14 protein-coding genes and 1 riboswitch are annotated in these 25,743 nt (G+C 55.0%); of the genes, 12 read left to right on the top strand and 2 right to left on the bottom strand.

Features of this window, described 5'->3' with window-relative positions:
- Positions 1-232: patatin-like phospholipase family protein (locus VL197_02275; GenBank protein HUJ16793.1), on the bottom strand; the 232-nt coding region annotated here is incomplete at its 3' end.
- 561 nt (positions 233-793) lie between these two features.
- On the opposite strand from VL197_02275, the gene VL197_02270 reads away from it, so the two are divergent.
- The gene (locus tag VL197_02270) at positions 794-1,243 is read left to right on the top strand and encodes a universal stress protein (GenBank protein HUJ16792.1); all 450 of its coding nucleotides are present in this window, start codon (positions 794-796) and stop codon (positions 1,241-1,243) included.
- 113 nt (positions 1,244-1,356) lie between these two features.
- Here VL197_02270 and VL197_02265 read toward each other — a convergent pair whose 3' ends face one another.
- The gene (locus tag VL197_02265) at positions 1,357-2,430 is read right to left on the bottom strand and encodes an AI-2E family transporter (protein HUJ16791.1); all 1,074 of its coding nucleotides are present in this window, start codon (positions 2,428-2,430) and stop codon (positions 1,357-1,359) included.
- Positions 2,431-3,130: 700 nt separating this feature from the next.
- Here VL197_02265 and VL197_02260 point away from each other — a divergent pair.
- From VL197_02260 to VL197_02210, 11 genes are all read left to right on the top strand, one after another.
- The gene (locus tag VL197_02260; GenBank protein HUJ16790.1) at positions 3,131-4,264 is read left to right on the top strand and encodes a hypothetical protein; all 1,134 of its coding nucleotides are present in this window, start codon (positions 3,131-3,133) and stop codon (positions 4,262-4,264) included.
- A 556-nt stretch (positions 4,265-4,820) separates the two neighbouring features.
- A riboswitch (cyclic di-GMP riboswitch) is annotated at positions 4,821-4,899 on the top strand.
- A 160-nt stretch (positions 4,900-5,059) separates the two neighbouring features.
- Entirely contained in the window at positions 5,060-5,827 is a 768-nt protein-coding gene (locus VL197_02255) for a hypothetical protein (GenBank protein ID HUJ16789.1), read from the top strand.
- 79 nt (positions 5,828-5,906) lie between these two features.
- Positions 5,907-7,121, top strand: a complete 1,215-nt coding sequence (locus tag VL197_02250; GenBank protein HUJ16788.1) for a substrate-binding domain-containing protein — start codon at positions 5,907-5,909, stop codon at positions 7,119-7,121.
- A gap of 558 nt (positions 7,122-7,679) precedes the next feature.
- Positions 7,680-7,880, top strand: a complete 201-nt coding sequence (locus VL197_02245) for a hypothetical protein (protein HUJ16787.1) — start codon at positions 7,680-7,682, stop codon at positions 7,878-7,880.
- Positions 7,881-8,130: 250 nt separating this feature from the next.
- A complete protein-coding gene (locus VL197_02240; GenBank protein HUJ16786.1) occupies positions 8,131-8,757 on the top strand; it encodes a hypothetical protein in 627 nt (208 codons plus the stop codon).
- A gap of 6 nt (positions 8,758-8,763) precedes the next feature.
- The gene (locus VL197_02235; protein ID HUJ16785.1) at positions 8,764-10,371 is read left to right on the top strand and encodes a ShlB/FhaC/HecB family hemolysin secretion/activation protein; all 1,608 of its coding nucleotides are present in this window, start codon (positions 8,764-8,766) and stop codon (positions 10,369-10,371) included.
- 171 nt (positions 10,372-10,542) lie between these two features.
- Positions 10,543-20,694, top strand: a complete 10,152-nt coding sequence (locus VL197_02230; protein HUJ16784.1) for a filamentous hemagglutinin family protein — start codon at positions 10,543-10,545, stop codon at positions 20,692-20,694.
- Between the two features lie 153 nt (positions 20,695-20,847).
- Positions 20,848-22,656 (top strand): DUF2341 domain-containing protein, encoded by a 1,809-nt coding sequence (locus tag VL197_02225; protein ID HUJ16783.1) that lies wholly within the window; start codon positions 20,848-20,850, stop codon positions 22,654-22,656.
- The gene (locus VL197_02220) at positions 22,653-23,063 is read left to right on the top strand and encodes a biopolymer transporter ExbD (GenBank protein HUJ16782.1); all 411 of its coding nucleotides are present in this window, start codon (positions 22,653-22,655) and stop codon (positions 23,061-23,063) included. Before VL197_02225 ends, VL197_02220 begins: the two co-directional genes overlap by 4 nt.
- Entirely contained in the window at positions 23,060-23,764 is a 705-nt protein-coding gene (locus VL197_02215) for a TonB family protein (protein ID HUJ16781.1), read from the top strand. Before VL197_02220 ends, VL197_02215 begins: the two co-directional genes overlap by 4 nt.
- A 147-nt stretch (positions 23,765-23,911) precedes the next feature.
- Positions 23,912-25,720: a putative porin gene (locus VL197_02210; GenBank protein HUJ16780.1), complete on the top strand. Its 1,809-nt coding sequence runs from the start codon at positions 23,912-23,914 to the stop codon at positions 25,718-25,720.
- Positions 25,721-25,743 lie beyond the last annotated feature (23 nt).

Below are 25,743 nucleotides of genomic sequence, written 5' to 3'. Positions count from 1 at the left end.
CCAGCAATGTGACGATGTCGATCTTCTTTATTGCACGCACCCATTGTTCATATTCATCCAGTTTTCCTGCTGCATATATCCCCCCGATGAGCGCACCAATCGAGGTACCGGCTATTGAGCGTATGTTATAACTATTTTCTTCAAGCCAGTGAATAACGCCAATGTGTGCTAAACCCCGAGCACCGCCGCTTCCAAGAACAAGAGATACGGTTTTTATATGCGTTTTTACCATGATCATCCTCAGTGTTTTCCATTAACGTTAGCAATATGTGTACGCCATGAGTTTATGATACCAAAATCAACATAAATCGGGTTACATTTAGCCGTTGATGGTAATGGATGAATTACTAGCAATAGATAAACTTCGACATGAACTGTTTGATAGTTTCTAGGAATGGAAACTTCAATGTTTCAGAATGTGTTTAGCATCAGAACTCTGTGGATTAGAGCGGGAATCGAGTCAATAAGAAGCTGAAGGTTCAAGAAGCTGAAGGTTCATGAGCTCGGTTTTGTATCCTTGAGAGATGTCAATTTAACTAAAGTACTATTCTCATTGTAATCACGGCGATCATCATTTTTGGAGGCATTTGTTCAGCACAGTCAGCATCGCAGCGCTCTCTGTCTTTGCCTGTAAACGACGCAAACAATGATATAATAATGATATAATTTTTTGAAAAAAAATGAACAACCCAGGTGCGTATTATACGGATTTCACAATATCACGATGCATTTGCTGACATCAAAGTGTGTCAGATTGTTTTTTTCTTTAATTATATGAAACAAGGAGGACGATATGATTACAAAGATTCTTGTACCAATAGACGGTTCAAAGGTGTCACATAAGGCGGCAAAATACGCGGTTGAGCTCGCGAAGCAAACAGGAGCATCCTTGACGCTGCTGAGTGTCTTCGATATACGCTTTATCTTTGATCAGGAGGTTTCAGCTTCCGCATCTCCGACCCATTTAAAAGAGTCAGTCGAAGATTATCTGAAGCAGTCAGCGCAATCCTCCGCTGATGAGATAGCAAAGATATGCGAACGGAATCACATTCAATATAAGACGGCGATAAGGAGAGGGCATCCCGTGGAAGAAATTATGAAGGAAGCAACAAAGTCAAAGGCTGACCTGATTGTTATGGGTTCCCATGGCAAAAGCGCCATTAAAGCGGCCATGCTCGGCAGCGTTACGTACGGTGTTATACATAAAGACTCGAAAATCCCTATACTCATCGTGAAGCGATAACCTGAAGACCTTGAATACGGCGAAACGATTTCGGGTTTCGGTGTAAATACAAAAGGCTGTTTTTTTGTCATCGTTCATATCTGTTTATGAGTAATTTTACCTAATGGCATTCATTATTTCGCATCTGGCGTTCTCTGCTCTGTCAAAACAACCGCCGAAGACAGCTCCGGCCCCAGCAGCACAGCGATCCACCGCGTTCTTTCATTGCTCTCGAATGCGATCTTAAAGGCCATGGTAATGGGAATGGAAAGGACCATGCCCACAAGGCCGAGCAGGCTTCCCCAAAAAATCAGGGAGAGAAAGACAACGAGGGTGGACAAACCAAGGCCCCGGCCCATGAGCCGCGGCTGTAACACGTTACCGATCATGAAATTGATGACAATGTATCCTGCAGCTGCGAGCGCAGCGCGGCCCACTCCGAGTTGAATGAGAGCCACGAGGATGGCAGGTATGGCGGCAATAATGGAACCCAGATTAGGTACATAGTTCAGCAAAAAGGCCATGAGGCCCCAGAGAACCGGGAAATCCACGCCAATGATAGCAAGCCAACTGCCGATTAGGATGCCCGTAACCAAGCTGATTCCCGACTGTATGACCATATAGCGCTTTATGGTTTCGACAAACCTGCTGAAATGGGGGAAGACCGCCTCAGGATTATCGAGGATAGCGCGGAGCTTGACGGGAAAGCTCGAGGCCTCGAGCAGAATGAACGTCATGGTAAGCAGGATCAGGACAATATTCGAAAGGACCGAGCCCAGCCCTGAGAGCAGGCTTGCGGTTAGACCCATGACCGCGCCAGGGTTGACGTAGTCAAGCAGGAACTTGTCGGAGATCTCTATCTCTCCTCTCGCTAACAGCTCTCTGAGTGCGGAGAGCTGCTCCCGCATGCGAGCCTGATAGACAGGCAAGGCATTCGTAAAGCTGTTGATGGATGTCCCCGCCAGCACGCCGATGATCAGGAGAATGCCGATGATTCCCCCTACGACGAGCAATACCGCGATGACTGAAGGAACGCGTTTACGTTCAAGCCAAAGGAGCGGCGACGTCCCGATGACGGCAAAATAAATGGAGACGAGGAAGGACACCAGAACTGACTGGGCCTGATAGATGCCCCAGATGATGATCACGAATGCTGCCACAATGAAAAGGAAGCGCACTCCCTGCTGTTCATTTCCCTGTGCAGCCATAAACTTTCACCTCCTCAGACGCCTCCATGAGATATTCGCGCTATCGAGCGAAGTTTCTTATCCCGTCGTTCGCGTAGATAGCGGATGTCTGGCGATTTGCTCTGTATAATATTGTACCAGAGAGAACGGAGGAGAGAAGCTGGTGGAGAGTTTCTTGTCCTGGAAGACGGATAATAGGAACGACTTGACGTCGTCTTCTCCCTCCCATAGGTCTATAGCTTTACAAAAGCAATCTGGGTTGCAAAGGGAATGAATAAGGCGGGGAATTACGTTGCAGACGCAAACTGAAGTTGTTGGGTTTCAATTATTCAGTAGAGCCCGGGCATTCCACTGCTATAATCGTATTATACAGCAATCAGAAAACATGGCGCAGTTTTCGGCCGCAGCTATAATAAATTTTATCCCCCTCGTTTTTATTGGAATATCATATCATTGCATTGTTGCAGTAATGTTACGATTTTCTGGCATTGGAATGTGATCCCCCCCGGATGGATGTTTTCCCCAAACCCGAAGGTACAGCAGGAGTATGAACTCAGTGGAACTGATATGGATAGTTGGAAGCGATCCTGGCTCGATCCTGATGTGCGGGAAACAGTACGAGATATGAAATAAGAACAATAGGGGCAGTGGGAATAGAACTTCATAAAACTGTAACAATGGTCGGCTATAGTTGTACCACCATGAACAGAAGGGGCACGCAGTGAAAATAAGATCGTATATGCTCGGTTTGCTGCTGGTCATGAGCTGGCCATTGCTTTCCCATGCGGATCCCATGAAACTGAACCTCCAGCCGGACGGCATAGGCAGATTTATCCTGACCGGAGAGAATGTCGTGGGTGTACAGGCCCTGGACGTCGAGATTGATTACGATCCCAGCCTGCTGGAGAGTCCCTACCTGCTGATAAGCGGAGGAGAGCTGAAGCAGACTACCGCCGACACACCGGGGAAACTGCTTGTCAGCATCTTCCGGCAGGTCCCGGATGCCTTCCTCCAGATCGTTTTAAAGTTCGAATCAAAGACAGATACGCCGGGCGGTGGTATCCAGCATATTTCAATAGCCGCAATCACCAGGAGCACGGCGAAGCGACCCCCTGATCCTGCGGACGCGACTTCGCCTCCCGCTAACGCCGATGATACTAAACCGGCAGACGGAGCCGTGGCTTCTTCTTCCCAAACCACAGGGGGTGAAACCGCAGCAGGGGGCCCTGTAAACACCGAAGTTGCGCCGGGCGGCAGCAAGGGGGCTACATGGCCCTTCAGCTTGACCGCAGCATCGCCGGAAGGGTCCGACAAGAAAATTCTTCCGGAGGAGATAACAGCCCTCGTGCGTGAGGAAAAGAACGTGCTCCAGCGTTTCAAAAAATTCAGGGGGGAGAAGGGGCTGAACTCACTTGCCGCCCTGTTCGGACGGAGCGACGAAGACAGGTTTGTGCAGGAGCCGGCAATCGCGATCTCCGACGGGAAGACGCCGGTCTTGATCAGGATGGAAGTGCGGCCGGATTCATCGCAGCCTGTTACGGTCGCGTTGGCCGACGCCAAACTCATATCAAAGGAAGCGGTCGAAAAAGGCATCGTCATAACCGTGCTGCCGAGCGAAGGGACACGGGACGCCGGTGTGGTCGTAGTGACGGGCCGGGAAATCCTTGACTGTCCGATTGTCGTCGCTCCGCCGGTCGATCTCTCCGGCAGTATCAACGCGAATAATTTCTTCGAGGCGCTGCAGGCGTACATTGGCAGGCAGGCAGCCGCGCTTCAGACCGAGAACAAGGTATATATCCCGGAGTATATATTCACCGCCAATTATCTCGCGGCCCTCAACAGGAGGCCACGCTAATACGAACGAATGAACTTGATATTGCAAGACAAATCTAAGAAGGCGCACCGGTCTGAAGTATAAAGATATTGTTCGTGGAAGGCGGTTGACAGGACCGGGAAAGAAGTTATGCAGAATTCACACAACCATCATTGAACTGTAATGAGGATGTAACATTGGCTATGTACTATGCACTTATGTAATCAGGACCATGAATCGAGAGAAAGGCGGTAGCCGTTACCGCCGAAGTTTAAGAAGTCACTGACGCATAAACGACCATCAGGGTCCTTTGCTGACCGACAGAATTATTGTCGCGCACCAGAAAGCCCGAATCGAGAGGATGCTTCCATCTCGTTTCGGGCTTTTTTTTGATTCAGGGTACTTGGCTGTCCTCCGCAAAGGGAACAGGAAGCCCGGGTCACGAGCCTGCCGCACAACGGTGAGCGTTTTCCGGATGAACCGGCGGGTTCGATAATCCCAAACGGAAAGGAGGGACGACGACAAACGGAGGGCCTCAACGAATTAACGCACTAAAAAAGCAACAGGTGGGATGCAGGCACATGCCTGCATCCGGCCTTCAGTGTAAAGCCAAAATCCGGGTAACCGGATGACGGAAAGCCGACGGGTCCACGCAGGTGGATGGCCGGGTTGTCCTGAGGGAAGAGGCTGTCCAGCGGAACTTTCAGACGTGCACGGAGCGCCTGCCGCACAGCGAACAGGGCGACAAACAACATAAAGAGTCGTGCGCAACGAGAAGGCCGATGGACGGCTTCATGTAGCTAACTCACCCATTTCAACACTGAGGAGAAAAATCCAATGAAAAAGATCATGATGCTTGTGATGGTTGTCATGCTCATGCTCGGCGTGAGCGGACAGGCCATGGCGGCGTTCTCGGACGGCGATCTCATCCGCGTTGTCTACAGCACGGCCGGAACCAACGAAGTCGCCACCGACCTGGGCTCCATAGCCAATCTGACCTCGGCGAGCTCAACGCTCGTCAACTTTAACACCAACAACTTCAACTTCGCGTCGCTGGGCGCCGGTGCAAATGCGTCCAATTCCTATGTTGTGTACTATTCGCTCACGCTCTCGCCGAATCCGAAGAACCAGGCCTGGCTCAGCGGTCCTGCCGGCGGGCAAACCACCGCTAAATCCAGCTGGACCTCATTTAGCAGTGCTGCACACACCGTGAACGGTCAGTATCAGCTTACTGGTGGTGGGTCTTCCCAGGTTACGTTAGCCACGAACGATCCGAATTCCTTCTATCAGCAGTTGGAAGGCGGCGGATCATTAGTGGGCTATATGAAAGGTTTCATCCCGACCAGCTCAAGTGCTATTGCTACGGCAAGCCTAGCTAACCTGGCGACAAATGGTTATGTGGACCAGGTGCTCTACTATTATGGCTTGCCGTCCGGCATTAACGGCACGTCCACCGGTCTGAATGTCTCGACGATCCGGACCATGGCCGATGGCAGCACGGTCCTGAACCCGGGTGCTCCGGCCACGCCGATCCCGGCTGCCGCGTACCTCTTCGGCTCCGGCCTGCTCGGCCTCGTTGGCCTGCGCAGAAAAATGGCTGCCTAAGATCGTGAAGTATTGAGTTTCCTAAACTTTTTATTTCCAGGGATCCGCAAGGAGCCCTGCATTCAAGGAGAACAATGACATGAAGATCAGGAATATCATCTCTTCGGTCGTAGCCGGCGCATCCCTCCTGACCATGGTGGGGACCGCCTCGGCAGCGATCACCGGCGACATCAATATCTACGGCGCATCAGCACAGTTCAATTTCTGGAAGGCCCAGGCAGTCAACTACATGGGGGCCCAGGGCTGCACCAGCATCCAGAGCTCAAAGACAACGGACGGGAAGAACGCGATCTCCAGGGCGACTTGCGGCGGTGTGACCCGGTATTTCCGCACATCCTCAAAGGCCTCCTATGACGGCCCGCTTGCGATCCAGGGCAATACAACGAATCCGAACCGCACCACCCTCTGCGGTGACGCTCATCAGCGCATGATGATGGATGAGGCCCAGGTCACGTCGTGGGGAACGGGCACCAATGCGACCACCATGCCGAACACTGCCCTGAAGTGCGTAACCGTCAACGGCGGCGCTTCGGACGTTCAGGTAACGAGCTTCCAGCAGGAGTCCCATGGAATGCTCCTCGGCCCCTCGACCAGCTCCTCAAATGTCTTTACGGACAGGAATTTCAAAGGCACGGGCGCGGTTGCTGCTACCGGCCTGACCGATTGCCGCGACTTGGTCGTTCCTTTCTCGTTCTATATCAACAATGGCGTCACCATGAACAACGGAGCAAACCAGGTGACCAACCTGACGACGGCCCAGGCAAGACTGATCTTCTCCGGCCAGATCGCGGATTGGTCTGACCTCGGGTTCGATGCCAAGCCTATGTACGCCTGCTGGCGTCATGCAGGATCGGGCACGGCTGCAACGATCGATCTGGCCGTGATGAGGCCGGCCGTTCTTCAAACCCAGGAGGATACGGGAAACGGCTATTCCTTCTATTTCAATGACGGTTCCGCCGACGAAATGGCCTGCATCAACGGAGACTCGGGCGGTGTCGGTTATGCCGATGCAGACCAGTCTCTTTCGTCCTATCCGAATGTGCATCAGGCGACCTACAATGGTGTAGCGCCGTCCAAAGCGACTATCACGGCTGGCCTGTACGATTTCTACAGTGTTCAGAACCTCTATACCGCCACACCGGTGCCGTCTGATATGGCAACGCTGTGCACGTTCATGAAGAATCCTGCGAACAACACGAATGCATTCTATGCCACTTCGTGCGAGATGAAGTATGTGAGAGGCGGCGACCAGCTCTACAACACTGTCAACCCGAATCTCGGCATTTGCAACTAATCATCAGAGACATTCTAAGAAGACACTAAGTACGATTTGTGCGGGGCCCTGTTCGGGCCCCGCATTTCTGCGTTTTGCAGGAGCGTGGTGCAGCGGACCTTCCGAAAGAACGTTGTTTGAACCAGCCTTGCAGACTTTTCCCGTACTATCGTGCCCGGTTTGTGTGCAAAATTGACTTCTTGCAAAATTGAAACTTTATTCGGTCTTGATCACTGTCGAGGAATATGATGCTGGTCGATCCGAAGCCCGCGCTATGCGCTTGAATGAGAAGTAACTTTCGGCAAAGCAAAAAATTATCCGTCGTTATCACCAAATTTCTGTGTTTACTTCCTCAGCGAGGTCGATGTCACTGAATCTTCATTTGGCCTTAACGATTTTGTAATGAATCACTGATAGGATCGCTCATCTTGGCAGTGGGTACTTTGCTGAATTGATGCCTTCGATGCATCAACGACCGGGAAGCCCGAACCTCACCAGAGACTTTCTCTGAGCTTCCTTAACCAATCACCATACCGAATACTGACAATTCCCTTGTATTTCCAATACTGCGAGGTGCCTATGGACAAGATGAAAAGGCTCAGCGAAACGATCAGGATTCTTATGGAAGGCGAGTTCAGCGGTTATATCAAGATCAATTTCAGCCAGGGAAGTCTCGGCCGGATCGAAAAATCGGAGGAATTCGAGGTTGCGAACATCATTGCCGCAGACTGCCTCATGAAACAGATGCGCAGGGAAAAGGACATCCGGCATGAAGCATAATGTGAAAGAACTACATTCTTCGCTCTGGCGGCTGACGCAGACATTGATTTGTCTGCTTCTTTTCGCAGGATGCGCAACTCAGGGAACGCATCAGAGCCTGCAATCCGGGAATGCATCTGCCGTCGCGCCAAAGCAGCAGGTACTGCCGGGAGACGCGGCCACTCTCCATTATCACTGCAGGCTCCGCTCTGGCGAACTCGTAGCTGCGACGGACGATGTGCCGGAAGAGCTGCCGAAATCGAACATATTTATGAAACAAAACAATGCCGGCCCCCTCGTGGTCACGGCGACCAGGCCGGCTGAACCGGTCCCACAGAAGCAGGAAGATCCTTTTGAAGTTGAGATCCTGAACCAGCTTGGCGGGAAAGTGGCCGGCATGATAGAGGGCGAAACACGTGTCGTGCAGGTGGCGGCGCCGGACGTTCCGGCCCGGGATGAACAGAATTATATTGTGCGGCTCGCGCGGGTCCGCACAAGACCCAGGGAGATGAAATTAACGCTCGGCGAGTACCGGAATCGTGCGCATAAGGATCCGGAAGTCGGACAATCTTTTGCGATCGACCCGTCTTTCCCGGGGACTGTGGAGGCCGTCACGGAACAGGATGTGGTGGTCCGGTTTTCAGCAGGGCCCGGCGATGTGCTGATGACGCCGTTCGGCCCCGGGTTCATCCGCGAGGAGGGGCAGAATTACAAGGTTGATATCGATGCCAGGAAAGGCGGACTTACCCGGGTGGGGTCGATGATCGGCCGCATCGTCGAGGTGGATGATAAGACCATCACGGTAGATTACCGGAACCCCTTCGGCGGCGAAACGCTGCTGTGCGACGTTTCCGTGGAAAAGATCACCGTTGCAAAGACCGGACAGAGCGGAGAGTAGCATCAAGTGAACACGATCGGTCTGCGAATTTTCCGCATGGTGGTCATGCTTATGGCATTCACGTCACTCCTGTCGCGGCCCTGTATAGCCGAAGAGACCGGTGAAGCAGGCTTCGAGATCAAGGCATTCGAGGTGACCGGTAACAACCTTTTCACCGATGACCAGGTGCGGGCCGCGGTCATCCTATACACCGGTACGGGCAGAACTTCGGCAGACGTGGAAAAGGCCCGGGACTCGCTTGAAAAGAGGTATCACGAAACAGGGTATCCCGCAGTGATGGTGAACATACCGGAACAGACCCTGCAGGACGGAGTTGTCAAGCTGCAGGTGATTGAGAGCCGGATCGGCAGGGTGAAGGTCACCGGCAACCGGTATTTCACCATGGACAAGGTGTTGAGCGACCTGCCGTCCTTCACGCCGGGCAAGATCCTCTACCTGCCACAGGTCCAGCAGGAGATCGCCCGTCTGAACAGAAGCCAGGACTTCAAGGTAGACCCGGTGATGTCGCCCGGCAAGGAAGTGGGGACCATCGATGTGGAGCTCAAGGTGGAGGACCATCTCCCCCTGCACGGATATCTGGAGCTGAACAACCGGGCGAGCCCGGATACGGTTCCGCTGCGCCTGAATGCGGCAATCCACTACGACAACCTCTGGCAGGAGGAGCATTCCCTCTCCGTTCAGTACCAGCTAGCGCCGCAGGAGCCGGACCAGGTCCAGGCGCTGAGCGCTTCGTATGCGCTGCCCGCACCCTGGCAAAAAGACGACCAGTGGGCACTGTACGGCATATGGTCGAACAGCAATACCGCGTTTGGCGAAGGCTTCCAGGTCATCGGGAAGGGGCACATCTTCGGCACGCGCTATGTTGTGATGCTGCCGGAATACCGGTTGTATACCCATATGCTTACGCTGGGCCTCGACTATAAACACATCATCCAGACAACTTCGACCAGAGATGGCAGTGCGGCGTCACCCGCGGATGAGGTCCCCGTCAACTATGCGCCGCTCTCGTTTTCCTACAGTTCTTCTCTCCCGGATGAGCGGGGCGGGATGAACCAGTTCAGTGCCGGGTTGAACGTGAACTTTCGCACTTCTGACTCCCAGGAAGCAAAGTTCGAGATGAGCCGCTACAAGGCACAAGCGAACTATATCGTGATCACAGCAAGTGCACAACGTATGCAGAAGCTGCTCTGGGGCATGAACCTTTCTGTGAAAGCGGATGGCCAAGTATCCGATCAACCCCTGATCAGCAGCGAGCAGTATCCTGCGGGCGGGATGGAAAGTGTGCGGGGGTACAAGGAAAGCGAGGAACTGGGTGACAGTGCGCTTCATGGGACGCTGGAGCTGTTTTTCCCGGATCCTCTGATGGGAAACGGGGCAGGCAGTAAGGTTCAGGTGAGCCCTTTTCTCTTCTATGACTTCGCCGCGCTGACGATCAAAGACCCACTACCCGGCCAGGACCGCAGCATCAGGCTTTCGGGGACCGGTGCTGGACTGCGGGGTTCTATGGCGAAGAACCTTGAGTACGAACTGGACTGGGCCGTGGCCCTAAGCGAATCGAACCGGACCGAAAAATACGACCAGAGGTATCACTGGAAAATTAAGGCCGTTTTCTGATAATCCAGGAAAAAGGTTAACCACGGATGAACACGGATAATCCTGGGAAACCGTTAGTCGCAGAGAACTCAGAGGACTCATAAGATCCAATAGAAGTATAAACTCTTTCGTTTTGATTTCATCGGCGGGCTGCAGTAACCGCTTTTTTATCCTCAGGAACAGGAGAGAACCATGAAGACCGGCATTGTTCAAACCCTGCTTCACCTCCTGTGCTGCGTGCTCATTCTGTTTCCACACTACGCCTTAGCCGGGTCAGTTAACATCCCCGGATTTGCGGGATCGGTTCCTGTACGCGCGACAGCACCTGCATTTGCCACAACTCAGGCACAGAGCACCAGGGTGCTCGCCATCCCCGGCTTTTACAACGGCGCTGCGGTTCCCGTTATCCCGGCCAATGAGGTCCCCGTCGCTCTCCCGGGTGGAAGCAGAACGGGACTTGATTCAAGCAAGGGCGATCAGGGCATCGCCACAACAAGCGGTCAGGTCAACGTATATCAGAACCAGCAGAACGCGATTATCGACTGGCAGAGCTTCAATATCGGCTCAGATGCCAGTGTCCGGTTCTATCAAGGCCAGGGAACGCCGGAAACTGCGAATTGGAAACCAAACAGCAGCTATGCGGCCCTGAACCGCATCTGGGACCTCAATCCCAGCCAGATATTCGGAACATTGACTGCTGACGGAAGGATCTATCTCATCAATCAGAACGGAATTCTGTTCGGATCAGGGTCGAAACAGGTGAATGTGAACAGCCTCGTTGCTTCGGCTCTCAACATCCATGATAACGATTTTTTGAACAATGTCTTCCATTTCAAACTGGAAAATTATCAGAATCCCGGCCTAGCCCCTAACCCTCTGGCTACTGTCTCGAACATCGGTGAGATAAACGCTGCAAGCGGCGGAAGCGTTTTTCTCATAGGCCCCCGTGTGGAGAACTCCGGCACCATCAATGCGCCCACAGGGCAGATCGGTCTTGTCGCCGCGACGGACGTGACATTGGTGCCTCCCGGTTCAAACGATCTCTCGAGATCGGGCTATTATGTCATCGTCGATCCCTCTGATTTCAATGACCCGAACAGTGATCCGACGTTCGGCAAGGCCGTGAACCAGGAAGGCGCACACTTGAACGCCGACGGCGGCATGGTCGGTATGTACGGCAACAATATCGACCAGTGGGGTGTCATCCGCGCCGTGACCGCTTTCCAGAACAAGCAGGGGCAGGTGGAACTGCGAGCCGCGAACAAGATCACCACGGGCGCGAACAGCAGCATCGACCTGCACGTCTATGGGATGGACTCGAATACGGAACAGGTTCAGACGGTGGACGATACGTTCAATATCCAGCCCATTGTCGATATCAAAGGCCTGCAAGCGCTAGGCGTGGACACCATCGTCGAAGGGAGTCCCGCCAAACAGATAGCGCTGCAGGGGAAGATCCTTGCACCTACCGGAAGAGTCACCATAAGTGCGACAGATCGTACCGATCTCGCTTCCGGCAGCAGCATCGATGTCAGCGGCGTCGTCGCAAACCTTCCCATGCCAATGCTTTCGGATGTCAAATTGACCTCGGTCGAACTTCGAGATTACTACGCACAGCAAGACGGTGTTCTGCAGGGGGCGAAAATCTCGACACCCGTAATTGAAGGATCCAGCATCGGTGATCTCTCGCAAGCGATCTTGACTCGTGAACGGACCGCCCTGGAGCGGAGCATCGGTGGAGCAATGACAAAAAACTCCGACGGATCTTATACCCCGCAAAACGGACAGGTAAACGTAACGGCTTCGAATGGCGACATCGTCATGAATCAGGGCGCTATCATCGATATTTCCGGAGGGGCGGTCAATTATGCTGGCGGGCTCGTGAATTCGACGAAACTGTTGTCAGGCATGAAGGTATACGATATCAGCAATGCACCAGCTAATATCCACTACGACAAAGTTCTCAATGGGAAGAGTTATGTAATGGGCTATACACAGGGCGGTGATGCAGGTGCGCTTACGTTCAACGCATCCAGGGTCGTAATGGACGGACAACTCAAGGGCGGCGTGACGCGAGGTTACTATCAGAATGCGTGGACATCCGGCACGGGGGACGCCATGGCCTTGTCCAAAGCGCGCGGCCTCGAGGCCCCGCGCGCCGGAACACTGACCATCAACAATGCATCGTCCATCACCGTCGCCGCCGACTCACAGCCGCAGGCTGGTGTCGCCAGCAGCGACACGGTGCTGTCGGCGAAAATACTGAACGCGGCCAACCTCGCGACTCTCGATCTGAACGCGAATCTCGCCTTTACGACGGAGACAGGCGCCGTTCTCGTTTTGCAGCCCGGCGGCACCTTTTCAGCACAGGCCGGCAGAATCGATCATGAGGGAAGCATCGAGGCAGCAGCCGGCACGATCGACCTCTCAATTATCGGGTCCGTACCTGACAATCAGAGGATCGTTATCGGCTCCCAGAGCAGCCTCGACGCTTCCGGCGAACGCATTGACAGCAGCCGGACAGTGAACAAAAGTGCATACAGCAATCTGGGCCTGTTGAACGGAGGAAGCATCAGCATCAAGGATAAGACAGAGAACGGCGACGGCGTGTTCATAGCTTCAGGCGCCGTCGTCAACGTGAGCGGGGGCACCCTTATCGATCAGAAAGGCAAGGTCACCGGAGGAAATGCAGGCCAGCTGAGCGTCCAGGGTGTGAATATCATGCTGAACGGCAACCTCCGTGGCTACGCCCTGGCCGATGCGAACGGCCAGATTGCAGGTGGTTCCATCACCCTTACGTCAAAAGATATCCGTGTAGGCCAAACAGGAGACGTCTGGAACCCTGATTTCGATCCTGAGATATCGGCCGTGCCCGACGCGATGAAAGGCAAACTCAATCTTGCCGCAAGCCTGTTTGATGATACGGGTTTCACACAGATCACGCTGAACAGCATCAACAATATCATCTTGGACAAAGATACAGTGATCAGCCCGTCGCTTGTCCGTCTCAAGAACCCATTGCAGGGACAGACGGGCTCTGCTACCGGTAAACCCCTCGCCGGGCATCCCGATCTCGTCCGGTTGGATGATTCCTATTCCTTTATGGCCGGGCCGTCGTCTTTCTCTGCAGCAGCAGCAGCGGTTAACTTCCCTTTTGATGGTTCAGACGTGAACAGTCAGGGAAACCTGACGCCAGTCGATCCGAGTAGAAGCGATGCAAAGATCATTGTTTCGCCAGGTGCTGTTATTCGTACAACACCAAATGCTAAATCGCTTATATCCTTGAACGCAGCGAACTATATAGATATGGCAGGCATACTCTATTCTCCCGGCGGTAAAGTCACTCTTAATTCTCAGAACTCAGACCTTACGATCCGGGACGGAGCGAAGATCATAGTCTCAGGGTACAACAGGCCGGATTCCGCGTCCACTCCCAAAGGCTATAACACAAATTATCTGCCGGTAAGCGCCGGAAGCGTTGTGCTAGGCGCGGCAGGGAGCCTCGATATGGAGGTCGGGTCCTTGATCGACATTTCGGGATCGCCGGAGGTTGAGAACAGGATGCTGACTGTCGACGGCAAGATCGTCACTTTCCCGGAGGCGGGGGACCCCGGTAGTCTGTCTCTTTCCTTCGGCAATAGTCTTGCCTGGAACGGCACGGTGAATGTCTCGAGGGCGGACGGAAACATCAAGGGAGGCACTCTCGCGATAAAACGCACCGACGCGAACAACGGGCTCGAAGTCCGGGCCCAGGACGTCGAACAGTATCGTGACCTGGGATTCGACGACCTGACCCTGGCGAGCCGGAATTCGCTCCTGTTTCAGGACAGCATGAATGTTTCCCTCGGAAGGAAATTGACCTTGGACGCGCCGCAGATCGTCCAGAAGTCGGGGCAGGACGTGATTTTGAAGGCCCCTTGGATTGTTCTCACGAACAAGTCGGCGCAGCCCTCGGACTTATCAGGACCTGTCAGCGGCGCCGGCTCTCTTACGCTCGACGGCCAATGGATCGATGTCATCGGATCCACCCAACTCATCGGTTTTACGGACGTTATGCTGAGCGCAGCAAGGGACATCCGCCTGAGCGAAGCCTTGTACAACAATGCAATCAACGGAAACCTGAGCAGCGGAAAGCTTGCTGCAACAGGCAACCTGATACTGGATGCGGACAGGGTCTATCCCGGTAATTTTTATTCCTACAAGGACGGAAGCAATGTCATCTACCCGGAGATCTACTCCGACTTCACGGTACACGCCGACGGCACGGTCACCATACAGAACTCGCATACCCCCGTGGGCGGGCCGATCTATTCCGCGGGCGGGAGCCTGGCTGTCGAGGGCATCGGGGGGATCGATGTTGAAAAGGGAGGGACCCTTGCGGCCCCCCTTGGGACCATCACTCTCACCACGGCGTCGAATGGCAATGCTCCCGCAGCCGGAAGCCGTATTTATCTGGCCGACGGCAGCGTTTTGATGACTGCCGGCAACACGGAGGTCGAATACGGAGACATCGATCCCGGCAATATCTGGGTCACCGAGGATAAAACCAATCCCGGCGACCTCGTCTTCAATTCAAAGAATTTTAGCAGCGACAGCCTGCCGCAGCAGGTAACTCTGAACGCGGATACGACCGTGGCCATGAAGGGGTCAGTGATCGACGTCTCCGGCGGAGGATCGGTCTTTGCCTATAAGTTCCAGCCGGGAGTGGAAGGATCCGTTGATCCACTCACCAAGCCCAACCGTTATGTCGCAATAAGGAGCGACGCCTTTGCGCTGCCCGGGCAGGCCGTCTACCTCCAGGGCGCGGGTCTGAGCGCGGGAATGTATACCCTGCTCCCCCTCGATCCCGGCAATCCTCAAAACGCCCGATATGCATTCATGCCCGGTGCCTACATCATAGAGGCCCAGTCGGGAGCCGTACTTCCCGGAACGGGTTCGATGTCCAAAGACGGATATCCCCTGGCAATCGGGTATAGGGGCGTGGCGGATACGTCCATACTCGGCACACGGCCGCAGGTTTACAGTGTGCGGACTGCGGAGGATGTCCTCGCGGCGGAAGGAAATTATGTCAGACAGTCGCTGATTGCCGGCGACGGCGGCAATATAAGCATCAAGGGCAGCACCATCGTCCTCGACGGAACGCTGAAGGGTTCGGCATTGCCGGGTTATCAGGGCGGCAGGATCAGCCTGAGTGGCCAGAATATTTTCGTCCAGTCGTCCGGCGCGTCCCAGCTTGCCGCGGCGTTCGGCTTCGGGGACGCTATCGATCCCGGTCTCCAGAACAAACTGACGATCTCGGGAGATACCGTGAAGGGATTCCAGGAGGTTGATCTCGGTGATGTGGCCGGGACAAGCGCGACGAACAGCATTACCGTAAAGGCGGGAACGGAACTGGATGCGGACGTCATTTCGCTTGGCGCGGCGGGAGCCGGAGCGAATTCGTCGATCGCCATTGAGAACGGCGCACGACTGGCTGCGACAACGGGCAGCGGGGAGATCGATCTGGCCACGCCCGGCAGCCTCCTCGTCGATGCCGACGCCATGGTACATGCCTCCCGGCTCATCAGCCTGGACCTGAACGATGTACAGGGGCTTCGGGGAAATCTCCAGTCGGACAACGGCGCCATCAGGTTGAAGAGCAACGCCATATTCTTCGGCAACGGAGTAAAGGGGCAATCCGATGTCGGCCTGTATCTCACGGCAGGTGACGTGGGCAGGTTCACCGGCTTCAGCGACCTCACCTTCGCCAGCAGATCGAACATCCAGTTCAAGGACAACTTCACGCTGTCAGCTCCGGGCAGCCTGACACTCGATGCGGCACGTATCCTTGATATGAATACGAACGGGCCTTCTGCTGTGACCCTGAACTCCGCGGTCGTCAATCTCAAGAATACCGACGCTGCATCGCCAACAACCTCTTCAACCGCGGGGACCTTTACCGTGAACGCTTCCGATCAGATCAACATCGGCGGCGGAAGTGTTCAATTTGGCGGCTTTCAAACGATTAATCTCAACGCGGCAAACGATCTGGCCCTGAAGGGACAGGGAAGCCTGAAAACCGGCAACGCTGATCTGAATGTGACGGCAGCCCGGGTGATCACTGCGTCGGACAGCAGCGGTACGAAAAAATATATTGCCCCCAATTTCATCATCGACATTGGAACAGGCGTCGGGAGATTCAACAGCAGTGGAAGCACGCCCTCGGCATCAGCCGCTCCCGGCGGAATGCTTGAGATCGATGCACGAAGGTTCGAACTTGCAACGGTTCTGCAATCTGACGGGGGAACCATAAACCTCTCGACCAGGGGAGCCGCAGGCTTTGCCGATGACGGCATAATTTTGCACAGCGGAGGCCGGATCCTCGCCAAGGGGACCGATGACGCGCCGGGCGGGAGCGTGAACCTGGCGACTGACTATGTAGATGCATTGGGAATCGCGCAGAGCGGGACCATCAACCTGGAAGCAGGGTCCCTGATCGACGTTTCCGCAGGCTATCAGGGCGACGCGGGACTCATAAGCCTCAGGGCGCCGAAGGGCGGCGTGACCCTGGACGGCGATATCGCGGGGGCTGCTCAGGACGTAACGGATACGCAGGGAAACATTGTCCGCAAAGGGACCGGCGGATCCTTCAGCCTTGATACCGACCGAATCGGTGATTTTACAGGTCTCAGCGCTAAATTGAAATCAGGCGGATTTTCAGAGAACATCGACCTGCGGGCGCGTACGAACGACGTGACCATCGATTCCAATATCAGCGCTCACCGACTCAGGCTGACCGCTGATGCGGGTACGATCGATGTTAATGCAAACGTCACTGCCGACGGATCCGGAGGCAGTCAGGTCGAACTGCATGCAATGAACGATGTGAACATCGGGAGCAACGGCAGCATACGCGCTGTTTCCGAATCATCCAACTCCAGGGATCCGAACGTTCTCCTGAGTTCCAGCCAGGGCTCGATCAATGTGAATGGAACAATTGATGTGTCAGACGGCAGCAGCAATGCGAGCGGCGTGGTCTACCTGCGGGCGCAGCGCAATAACACAAATGACGACATGAATGTTGCCGTCGGCCTCCAGGGGTCCATCAAAGGCGCATCAGCGGTGTACGCTGAAGCAGTCAAATCATACGATATTTCTTCCTCAACACCTGATCAGATCTTGCCTGCGGCGATCAGCGACGCGACCAGCTTTTACAGCAACAATCAGACGGTGAGCCGGCTCGGACCCGTGATCAATAACTTCCATCTTCTTCCCGGTATCGAGATGGATAGTACCGGGGACATCAACTGGAGCGCGGCATGGGATGCTACCGCTTCACGGTTCGGGACGGCCGGAGAGCCCGGCGTCCTGACCCTTCGCGCATCGGGCAATCTCAACGTCAGCCAGAACCTCACGGACCATCCAACGGACAGGTCGGGCCTTGTCAAATCAAATGCCAGGGAATCCCATGATTCGTGGGGCCTTAATCTGGTTGCCGGCGCCGACTCGACGAGCGCCGACTATCTCGCCGTCATAAAGGGAAAAACCGACTCTGCAGGATATCCGGCGGGAAACCTGATGATCGCCGATGGAACGGTCGTTTACACCGAAAGCGCTCCGGTCAATTTTGCCTCGGGCAATGATACCGTCATTGGTTCAGGGGGCGCCCCGGGTTTCATGATCAATACTACGATAGCCTACAATCTCGGATCCTATGACGGCGCCGTTCACGGCAATGTGGGCCGGGACCTGATCATCAACGGCGGAGCAGTACAGACGGCCATTGGTGATATCGACATCCAGACGGGGCGCGACGTCCAGCTTAATGCGGACATGAACAATTACCTGGGCGCGATTCGGACAACGGGCCGGCTCTCTTCAACGGCTGCCTTTGGGCAAGACTCGCTGGACCCTGTTGCGCCCGTTTACGTCGATCCGGTAACCGGAAAACACCTCACACTAACTGCACCACAGGGCGTCTCCATATCAAACTTCTATTGGAGGTATGTTGATGGAGGCAATATTACCCTTGATGCGGGTGGGGCCGTAGGAGAAAAGAGCGGCAACTCGGAACAATTGATCACGGCCATGAGCATCGGCCAGTGGGATTATTTTTCAAAAGTGCGAGCCTGCCTGTCCGGCACAGGCGCATGCGGAAGTATAGGCTCGTTCACGTACGGCCAGTTTTCGGCAAACTACAGCGGTCAGACTGTGCAGGCTACAGCAGGCCTCGCAGCCATGGGCGGCGGAGCAGTTTCGGTCAGGACGGGAGGAGATTTTCTTGCCCAGGCAGGGACGTTCGGCGCCGGAGACCTGACGATCTACTCCGGAGGGGACATCAAGGGCCGCTTCCTGAACCGGGACGGGCAGGGAAACATCCATGCAACGGGGAACTTCGGCGCTTTCGATCCCGCTGGCGTCAACGAGAGGGTCCAGATCGAGCTCTTTAACAGCCAGACCGCCATCTCGGCCCTCGGAGACATACAGATCGGAGCGATCGTGAATCCCGATCTCGCAAACAGCAATATCCAGGATTTCCGCTTTGACTTCGTGAAGTGCTCCTACACGCCGGATACGAGCATCGGCCTCAAGGCAGGTGGTGATGTGACGCTCGCAGGTAAATCGCCTTTCTATAGTAACACGGGAAACAATGGCACCTTGACCGAAAGCGTCTTACCAGCGACCGTGAACATCAACGCCGGAGGAAATGTCAGCTTGTTGAACAACTTCACGCTCACCTCTTCACCTGATGGCAATCTCCGGCTGTTTGCAGGTGGAGACATAAGGGGATCTTACAATAATCTATCGCCGGTGATGATGATGTCCGATATCGCACCAGACTACTGGTACGGCCTGTTTTATGTCAGAGGCACTTCAGAGACAGAAGGCGGGACCTGGCGTTGGATTACAAGCCGGGTCAGTGACAACGCCGGCAATTATGAAAATTTGCACGGATTCTACAAACCCGCGGACGCGGACAAACAGGCATTAGCAAGCCCGCTGCACAGTGGGGACACTCAATCCATTGATATCAAGGCCGGCGGGGATATCAGCGATATGATATTTTATTTCCCGAAGAAGGCCGAAGTAACGGCGGGACGGGATATTACCGACATCATTTATGAAGGACAGAATATCGACCCGTCCGATGTGTCGACGATCAAGGCCGGCCGCGATATCTCAATGCAATATGTCAAGGGCGCGGGAACGCCAACGTCGAACTCGAATGAAGCAGTGCATGAAGGGCTAATCCAGGGAGGTCCCGGGGTCTTCACCGTCCAGGCCGGCGGCTCGATCGACCTAGGCACCCTGCAGGACGGCATCCAGGCGATCGGCAACGGAAATAATTCGATGCTCAGCACGGGCAACAGCAGCCTTATCATCCTGTCGGGATACGGGTTCGACAAATCGGCAACGGATATAGACGCGTTCTTCACTGCCATTCGGACGGCAGGAGACAAATACGCCGAACTTTTTGCGAAAGGTCAACAGGCTGATGCGGCCCAACTGCTGAAAACGACCAGAGATGACACGATCAACCCGTTCCTGGGCGATCCGACCGGCGTCGGCGACATCAACATGACCTCTTCTCAGATCGCAACATCAATAGGAAAATCCGATATATTTGTCATTGCCAATGGGGACCTGAACCTTGGAAAGACCTCGCTGCCCGTTCCCGGCTCCGTGACAAAACCGACGGGCATCACGACCGGCGGCGGCGGCGCGATCAATATCTTCACGAGAAAGGACATCAATGTTCAGGAATCACGGACAATGACCTTTTTTTCGCGGCAGGACGTGGTTGATCCTGCCATCGCCTACGGTGATATCACCGTCTGGAGCGACCAGGGAAGCATAAATGCGGGCAGGGGCTCGAGGACCGCGGTCAGCGCTTCACCTCCAAAGAGGATCAAGACCTCTTCCGGCAATTACATAACCGTGTTCACTCCGCCAGCGGTCGGCAGCGGCATCCGGGCGGCGACCTACGGAGACAATCCGCCAACGCCCGGGAACATCCATCTCTTCGCGCCGAGCGGCATCATCGACGCCGGCGAGGCCGGGATCGCGGGAGGACGGGTTACTTTGGCAGCTCTTCAGGTCAACAACGCCGCGAACATCAATTTTTCCCTAGGTTCCGTCGGCATGCCCCAGGCATCGCAGGGCGCGACCTCGCTCGGAACACTTGCAGGCTCCGCAAGCACGGCACAGACCAGCCAGATGGCCGCTGATGCATCCGGTCTGAGTGCGACAAAGGTGCAGGGAGCGCAAATGGTTGATGACATCATTGCGAAGTGGCTTGAAGTCAAAGTGATCGATTTCGTCGGAGACGATAGCAGCAACGACAATAATAATAGGGAGCAATAGACGAGGAGCATCGATTAACCCAGATAAGCACGGATAAGCGGAGCCCATCGGCAAGGACGATTCATAACAATGTGTCAAACCATACAGGATATGGCCTGTAAAGAACTTCAAAGAACAAGAGGAACCTTAGTGCATATGGATGGGAGAAAATCATTGATACCTGTACGTTTATTGACAAAAGTGTTCGCAATGACAGCGGGAATGGTGGTACTTCTCGGCCTGCTTGCCGCGCCAAGCGCGCATGCCTGGTGGGATGGCAAGTGGCAGCAGCGCAAGAAGATCCAGTTCGATGCCTCGGCAAAGGCCGCCGACATCAAGGAGAACCTCAGCGATGTACCGTTGCTCATCCGTCTCCATACGGGCAACTTCAGCTTCTCCAGCGCCAAGGCGGACGGGTCGGACATCCGGTTCGTGAGCAGCGATGACAAGTCTCCCCTGAAGTATAACATCGAAAAGTTCGATCCCAAGGAGGAGATTGCGCTCATATGGGTCAAGGTTCCCCGCCTGGGCGGGGGCTCAGACCAGGATTCGATCTGGATGTACTACGGCAATGCTTCCGCACCGGACGGCCAGGACGCAGGCGGCTCGTATGATGTGAACCAGGTTGCGGTCTATCATCTCGCGGAAAAGAGCGGCAACCCGAGGGACGCGACGGCCTATGCCAACCATGCGGCCGGGTTTACCGGTAAACTGGGGCTTCCATCCGTTATCGGCAGTGGCGCACAGTTTGACGGTGCAACCGGCGGACAGATGACGATCGCCAAATCGGCATCGGTCAGTTTTACCAAGGGGTTCACGTTCTCCTCCTGGGTCCGTCCGAAGCAGTCCACGGGGAGCGCCCAACTGTTTTCCTGGGACGACGGAGTCCAGTCGATCGTGATCGGCATTGACAACGGGAATGCGTATTGCAATCTGGGATACGGCAAAGGATATGATGCGGCGACGCCTAAAACGGCGGCCTTGATCCCGAACCGTTGGCAGCACCTTGCCGTGACCGTGGACCCGGAGAAGCAGATCACCCTGTATGTGGACGGCAAAGAAACCGCGACGAGCAAGTTGAACAGATCGATTCCAGCGCCTTCCGCAGACATCATCATCGGTGGAGCAGCGAAAGGCGGCAATGCGTTCATCGGCGACCTCGATGAGATTCAGTTGTCGAACATCGTGAGGCCCGCCGGCTGGATCAAGGCGGCGTTCCAGGGCCAGGGACCGGATGGCGTGCTGACCGCCTATCTGGACGAGGAAACAGGCGGAGGCGGCGGCGAATCGCTTACCATCCATCTCATGAAGATCATCATCCGGACCATCACCCTGGACGGCTGGCTCATCATAGGGTTCCTGTTCCTCATGGGGTGCGGGTCCGTCTTCATCTTTCAACAGAAGATCGCGATGTTTCGTCTTGCCAAAAAGGGGAACGAGACCTTTGCCGAGTCCTTCAGCCGTCTGGATGACCCGTTGTCCCTCCTTGACAAGGAACAGGACTTTCAGCACTCCACGCTCTACCGGGTGTATCGCACCGGGTGTAATGAACTGAAACAGTGGCTGGAGAGAAAAGGGCAAACCTTCAAGCACGGGAGCGGACTGTCCGAACGGGCCATGAACGGGTTTAAGGCCGCCGTGGAAAAAGAAGCCATGTATGAAAGCAGAAAGCTGTCGGCCGGCATGGTCATCATGAACATGAGCGTTGCAGGCGGACCGTTTCTGGGTCTGTTGGGTACGGTCTGGGGCGTCATGAACACCTTTGCAGGTCTTGCCGAGAGTGGTGAAGCGAACCTCGCCGCCATCGCTCCGGGTGTGGCGTCGGCGCTTGCCTGCACCATGGCGGGGCTGCTAGTCGCCATCCCCGCACTGTTCGCCAGCAGCTACATTACCGGTCAGATCAAAAACATGAATGCGGACGTTAATGTTTTTATCGATGACTTCATCCTCAGGCTGGAGGAGGAAAAGAAGGATGCATCATGAGGCATAACCCCTACGACGACCACGAAGTATACGACGAGATCAACGTGGTCCCCATGCTGGACCTTGCCTGGAACCTCCTGCTGGTGTTCATGATCGTCGTAACGGCGTCCGTACAGGGGATCAGCGTCAACCTTCCCAAGGCGAGCGCGTCTGCGAGCAAGGTGAAATCCACGGCGAAGGCGATCACCATCACCGGGGAAGGGACGATCTATCTCGACAGTTTCCCCGTGACGCTGCCCGAGCTGGAGAGCAGGCTCCGGCAGTACAAGGGCGCGGACCCCAATTTCCCGGTGGTCATCCGGGGCGATGAGAAGATCTCCTACAAGAGCGTCATCGAGGTGCTGGACATCCTGCAGCGCCTCGAGATCACCCAACTCGGCCTGGTGACGCAGAGACTGGTGAAATGATGCAGGAGGATAAGCACCAGGAAGATAAAAAAACGATCCCCTGGGTCCTTATCGCCGTGATGATCGCTCTTGCCGCCGGCGGCGCGTATATCGTCAAGACGGTCCTGTCCCAGGATGAACCGCGCAGGAAGAACACAACGGCAACCGTCACCCTGCTCAAGCCGCCGCCTTTGATGATAAAGGAAAAACCGCCCGAACCCGAAACGGTCAAGGAGGTCCCGAAGCAGGAAGAGATCATCGATCCGGTCCAGAGCAACGAGCCCAAAGGCGCTGACAATGACAGCACGCCTGCCGGAGACAACCTCGGTGTCGATGCCGAGGGCGGAGCGGGAAGCGACAACTTCGGCCTGGTCGGGAAAAAGGGGGGCAGGAGCATTCTGGCCGGGGGATCGGGATTCGGAAAAGGCTCTCTTCTGACCAAATTCTCCGGCTATACCCAGATCGTGACGACGGAACTCAGAAAGAAGGTCATGAAGCGTCTTGATGATGAAGGAGGGATCCCCAAGGGCAAACTTCAGGCTGTGGTCAGGGTGAGCGTGGACTTCGACGGCAAGGTCACCGATTACCGGATCATCGGTTCTTCGGGCAACACAAGGATGGATGAAGCGGTCATGAATTCCCTCCGTACTCTCCGGATCAGCGAGCCGCCGCCCGAGGGCATGCCGCGGACGATGGACATCAGGATCGTTTCTCAGGGTTGATGCTACGGGGCGGAGCCGGGGAAAAGCAGTTAACCACAGATGAACACAGATAAGTGGAGCCCTTCCGGCAGGAGCCGGGGGCTCCCCGGCTGTTCCCGGAATGAGCGGCCAGGTATCTTCGTGAGGAAAGGCGGCAGGCTTACATCAATGAGCAAGAAAAACGAGCAGGCATCGGTATCCTTGACAGGTAGAGGAAGATACATCAATTGCGGCACAGCGGCTCTCCTGATGGCAATTGTCGCCGGTTGCGCTTCGGTTTCCAAGCCGGTAATCATCAGGCATGAGAGCACGCCGTCGATGAGCGACGTTGCCACCAGCAGGCAATCCGCCAAGGAGCCGGCTGATCAGATGAGGCAGGGGAGCGCGAGCCAACCCACTGAAGCATCTCCCGGTCAGCATGCGGCTAAGAGCAGCGAAGGCACGGGGACTCCTGCCGCTCAGGGAGCTGTTGGGGCTCCCGCGCAGTCGGTGCTGAGTATAGAAGGGACAGGTACTCCCGTCGATCAAGTCGCTGCTGCGGCTCCAGAGCAGTCGGCGTTAAGCAGCGAAGGGACAGGGACCAACGCCGCCGAGTCTGCACTCGCTGCTCAGGAGGTGCATGACCGAGAACTGATCGCGGCGATTACGGCCCGAGTGACCGAAGAGGTCCACCAGAAAGTCGAGGACGAGGTCAGAAGCGAAGTCATGAACGAGATGTACCGCGAAATTTGGAAAGTGAACTCGGCCATGAAGGAGAAGGACCAGAGGCTCCGCTTCGGCGGCGACATCCGGCTGCGGTATGAAAAAGACCTTTTTGATAAGAATAACTCTCAGCAAGTTTATCAAGTCTCGCAAGGTGTCGTAAGCCAGCAACTTGTGAACACCTGGGCGGATCAGGACCTCTACAAGTACAGGGTTCGCTTCGGAGCAGAGGCAAGGGTGAATGATCAGGTGGAAGCGGTCCTTCGCCTTGCCACGGGGACCACAACGAATCCCGTGTCGACAAATACGAGTATGAATGATTATATGAACAAGGACAGTATCCTGGTTGACCTTGCCTATATTCGGTGGCAACCTGGGAAGTCCCTCACCCTGTACGGGGGCCGCATGCCTAATCCCTTTTTTTCGGCCTCCGAGCTGGTCTGGGATGCAGATCTGAACTTTGAGGGTCTGGCCATCAGCGCGAAGGCTCCCCGTCCTGAATCATGGACCCCCTTTCTGACCGTTGGGGCATTCCCCCTGCAACAGTCTGACCCAATGAGCACTTCTGACTTTTCAGAACACAGCAAGTGGCTCTATGCAGGACAGGTTGGAATGGAAAGCAGAGACCAGAAAGGCATCTCTACCAAGATCGGCGCCGCCTACTATGACTTCAACAATATTACCGGCGTACCCAACGAGGATCCCACTCATCCCGGCGCCACCGACTGGTCGGTTTATCCTTTAGCGCAGCGGCCGGGATTCATGAACACCTTGTTTGCCATCGACCCTTCCAACAGTTCCAAGGTGGGCCTTGCTTCGAAGTTCAAGGAGATTGACCTTACAGGGACTCTTGATCTCGGATTCTGGGATCCCGTTCATATCGTGTTCCTCGGTGACTATGTGAGGAACATCGGTTTTGTCAGAAACGATGTCCTGCAACTGACACAAGTCCCCAACACGGTCAAAGACATCGTGGGGTATCAGATAGGGGTCTCCGTCGGCTATCCTACCATCCAGGATCGGAAACAGTGGAAGGTGTATGTCTATGCGAAGCGCCTTGGGAATGACGCCGTGCTGGACGGATTCACGGATTCCGATTTTCACCTGGGAGGTACCAATGCCAAGGGATGGATCCTTGGTGCCGATGTGGGTCTGGCGAAGAATTACTGGCTTACGGCTCGGTGGCTAACGGCGGATGAAATCAACGAACCATCGGACAGTCCTGGAAAGCTGTCAATTGACGTGCTGCAGGTGGATGTCAACGCACGATTCTGAAACGTGTCAGCCTTGGAGAGCAT

This window comes from Nitrospirota bacterium (genome assembly GCA_035516965.1).
Lineage (GTDB): Bacteria > Nitrospirota > UBA9217 > UBA9217 > UBA9217 > MHEA01.
Note: the sequence above shows the minus strand (reverse complement) of the source record. Positions and strands in the feature narration are given on the sequence as shown.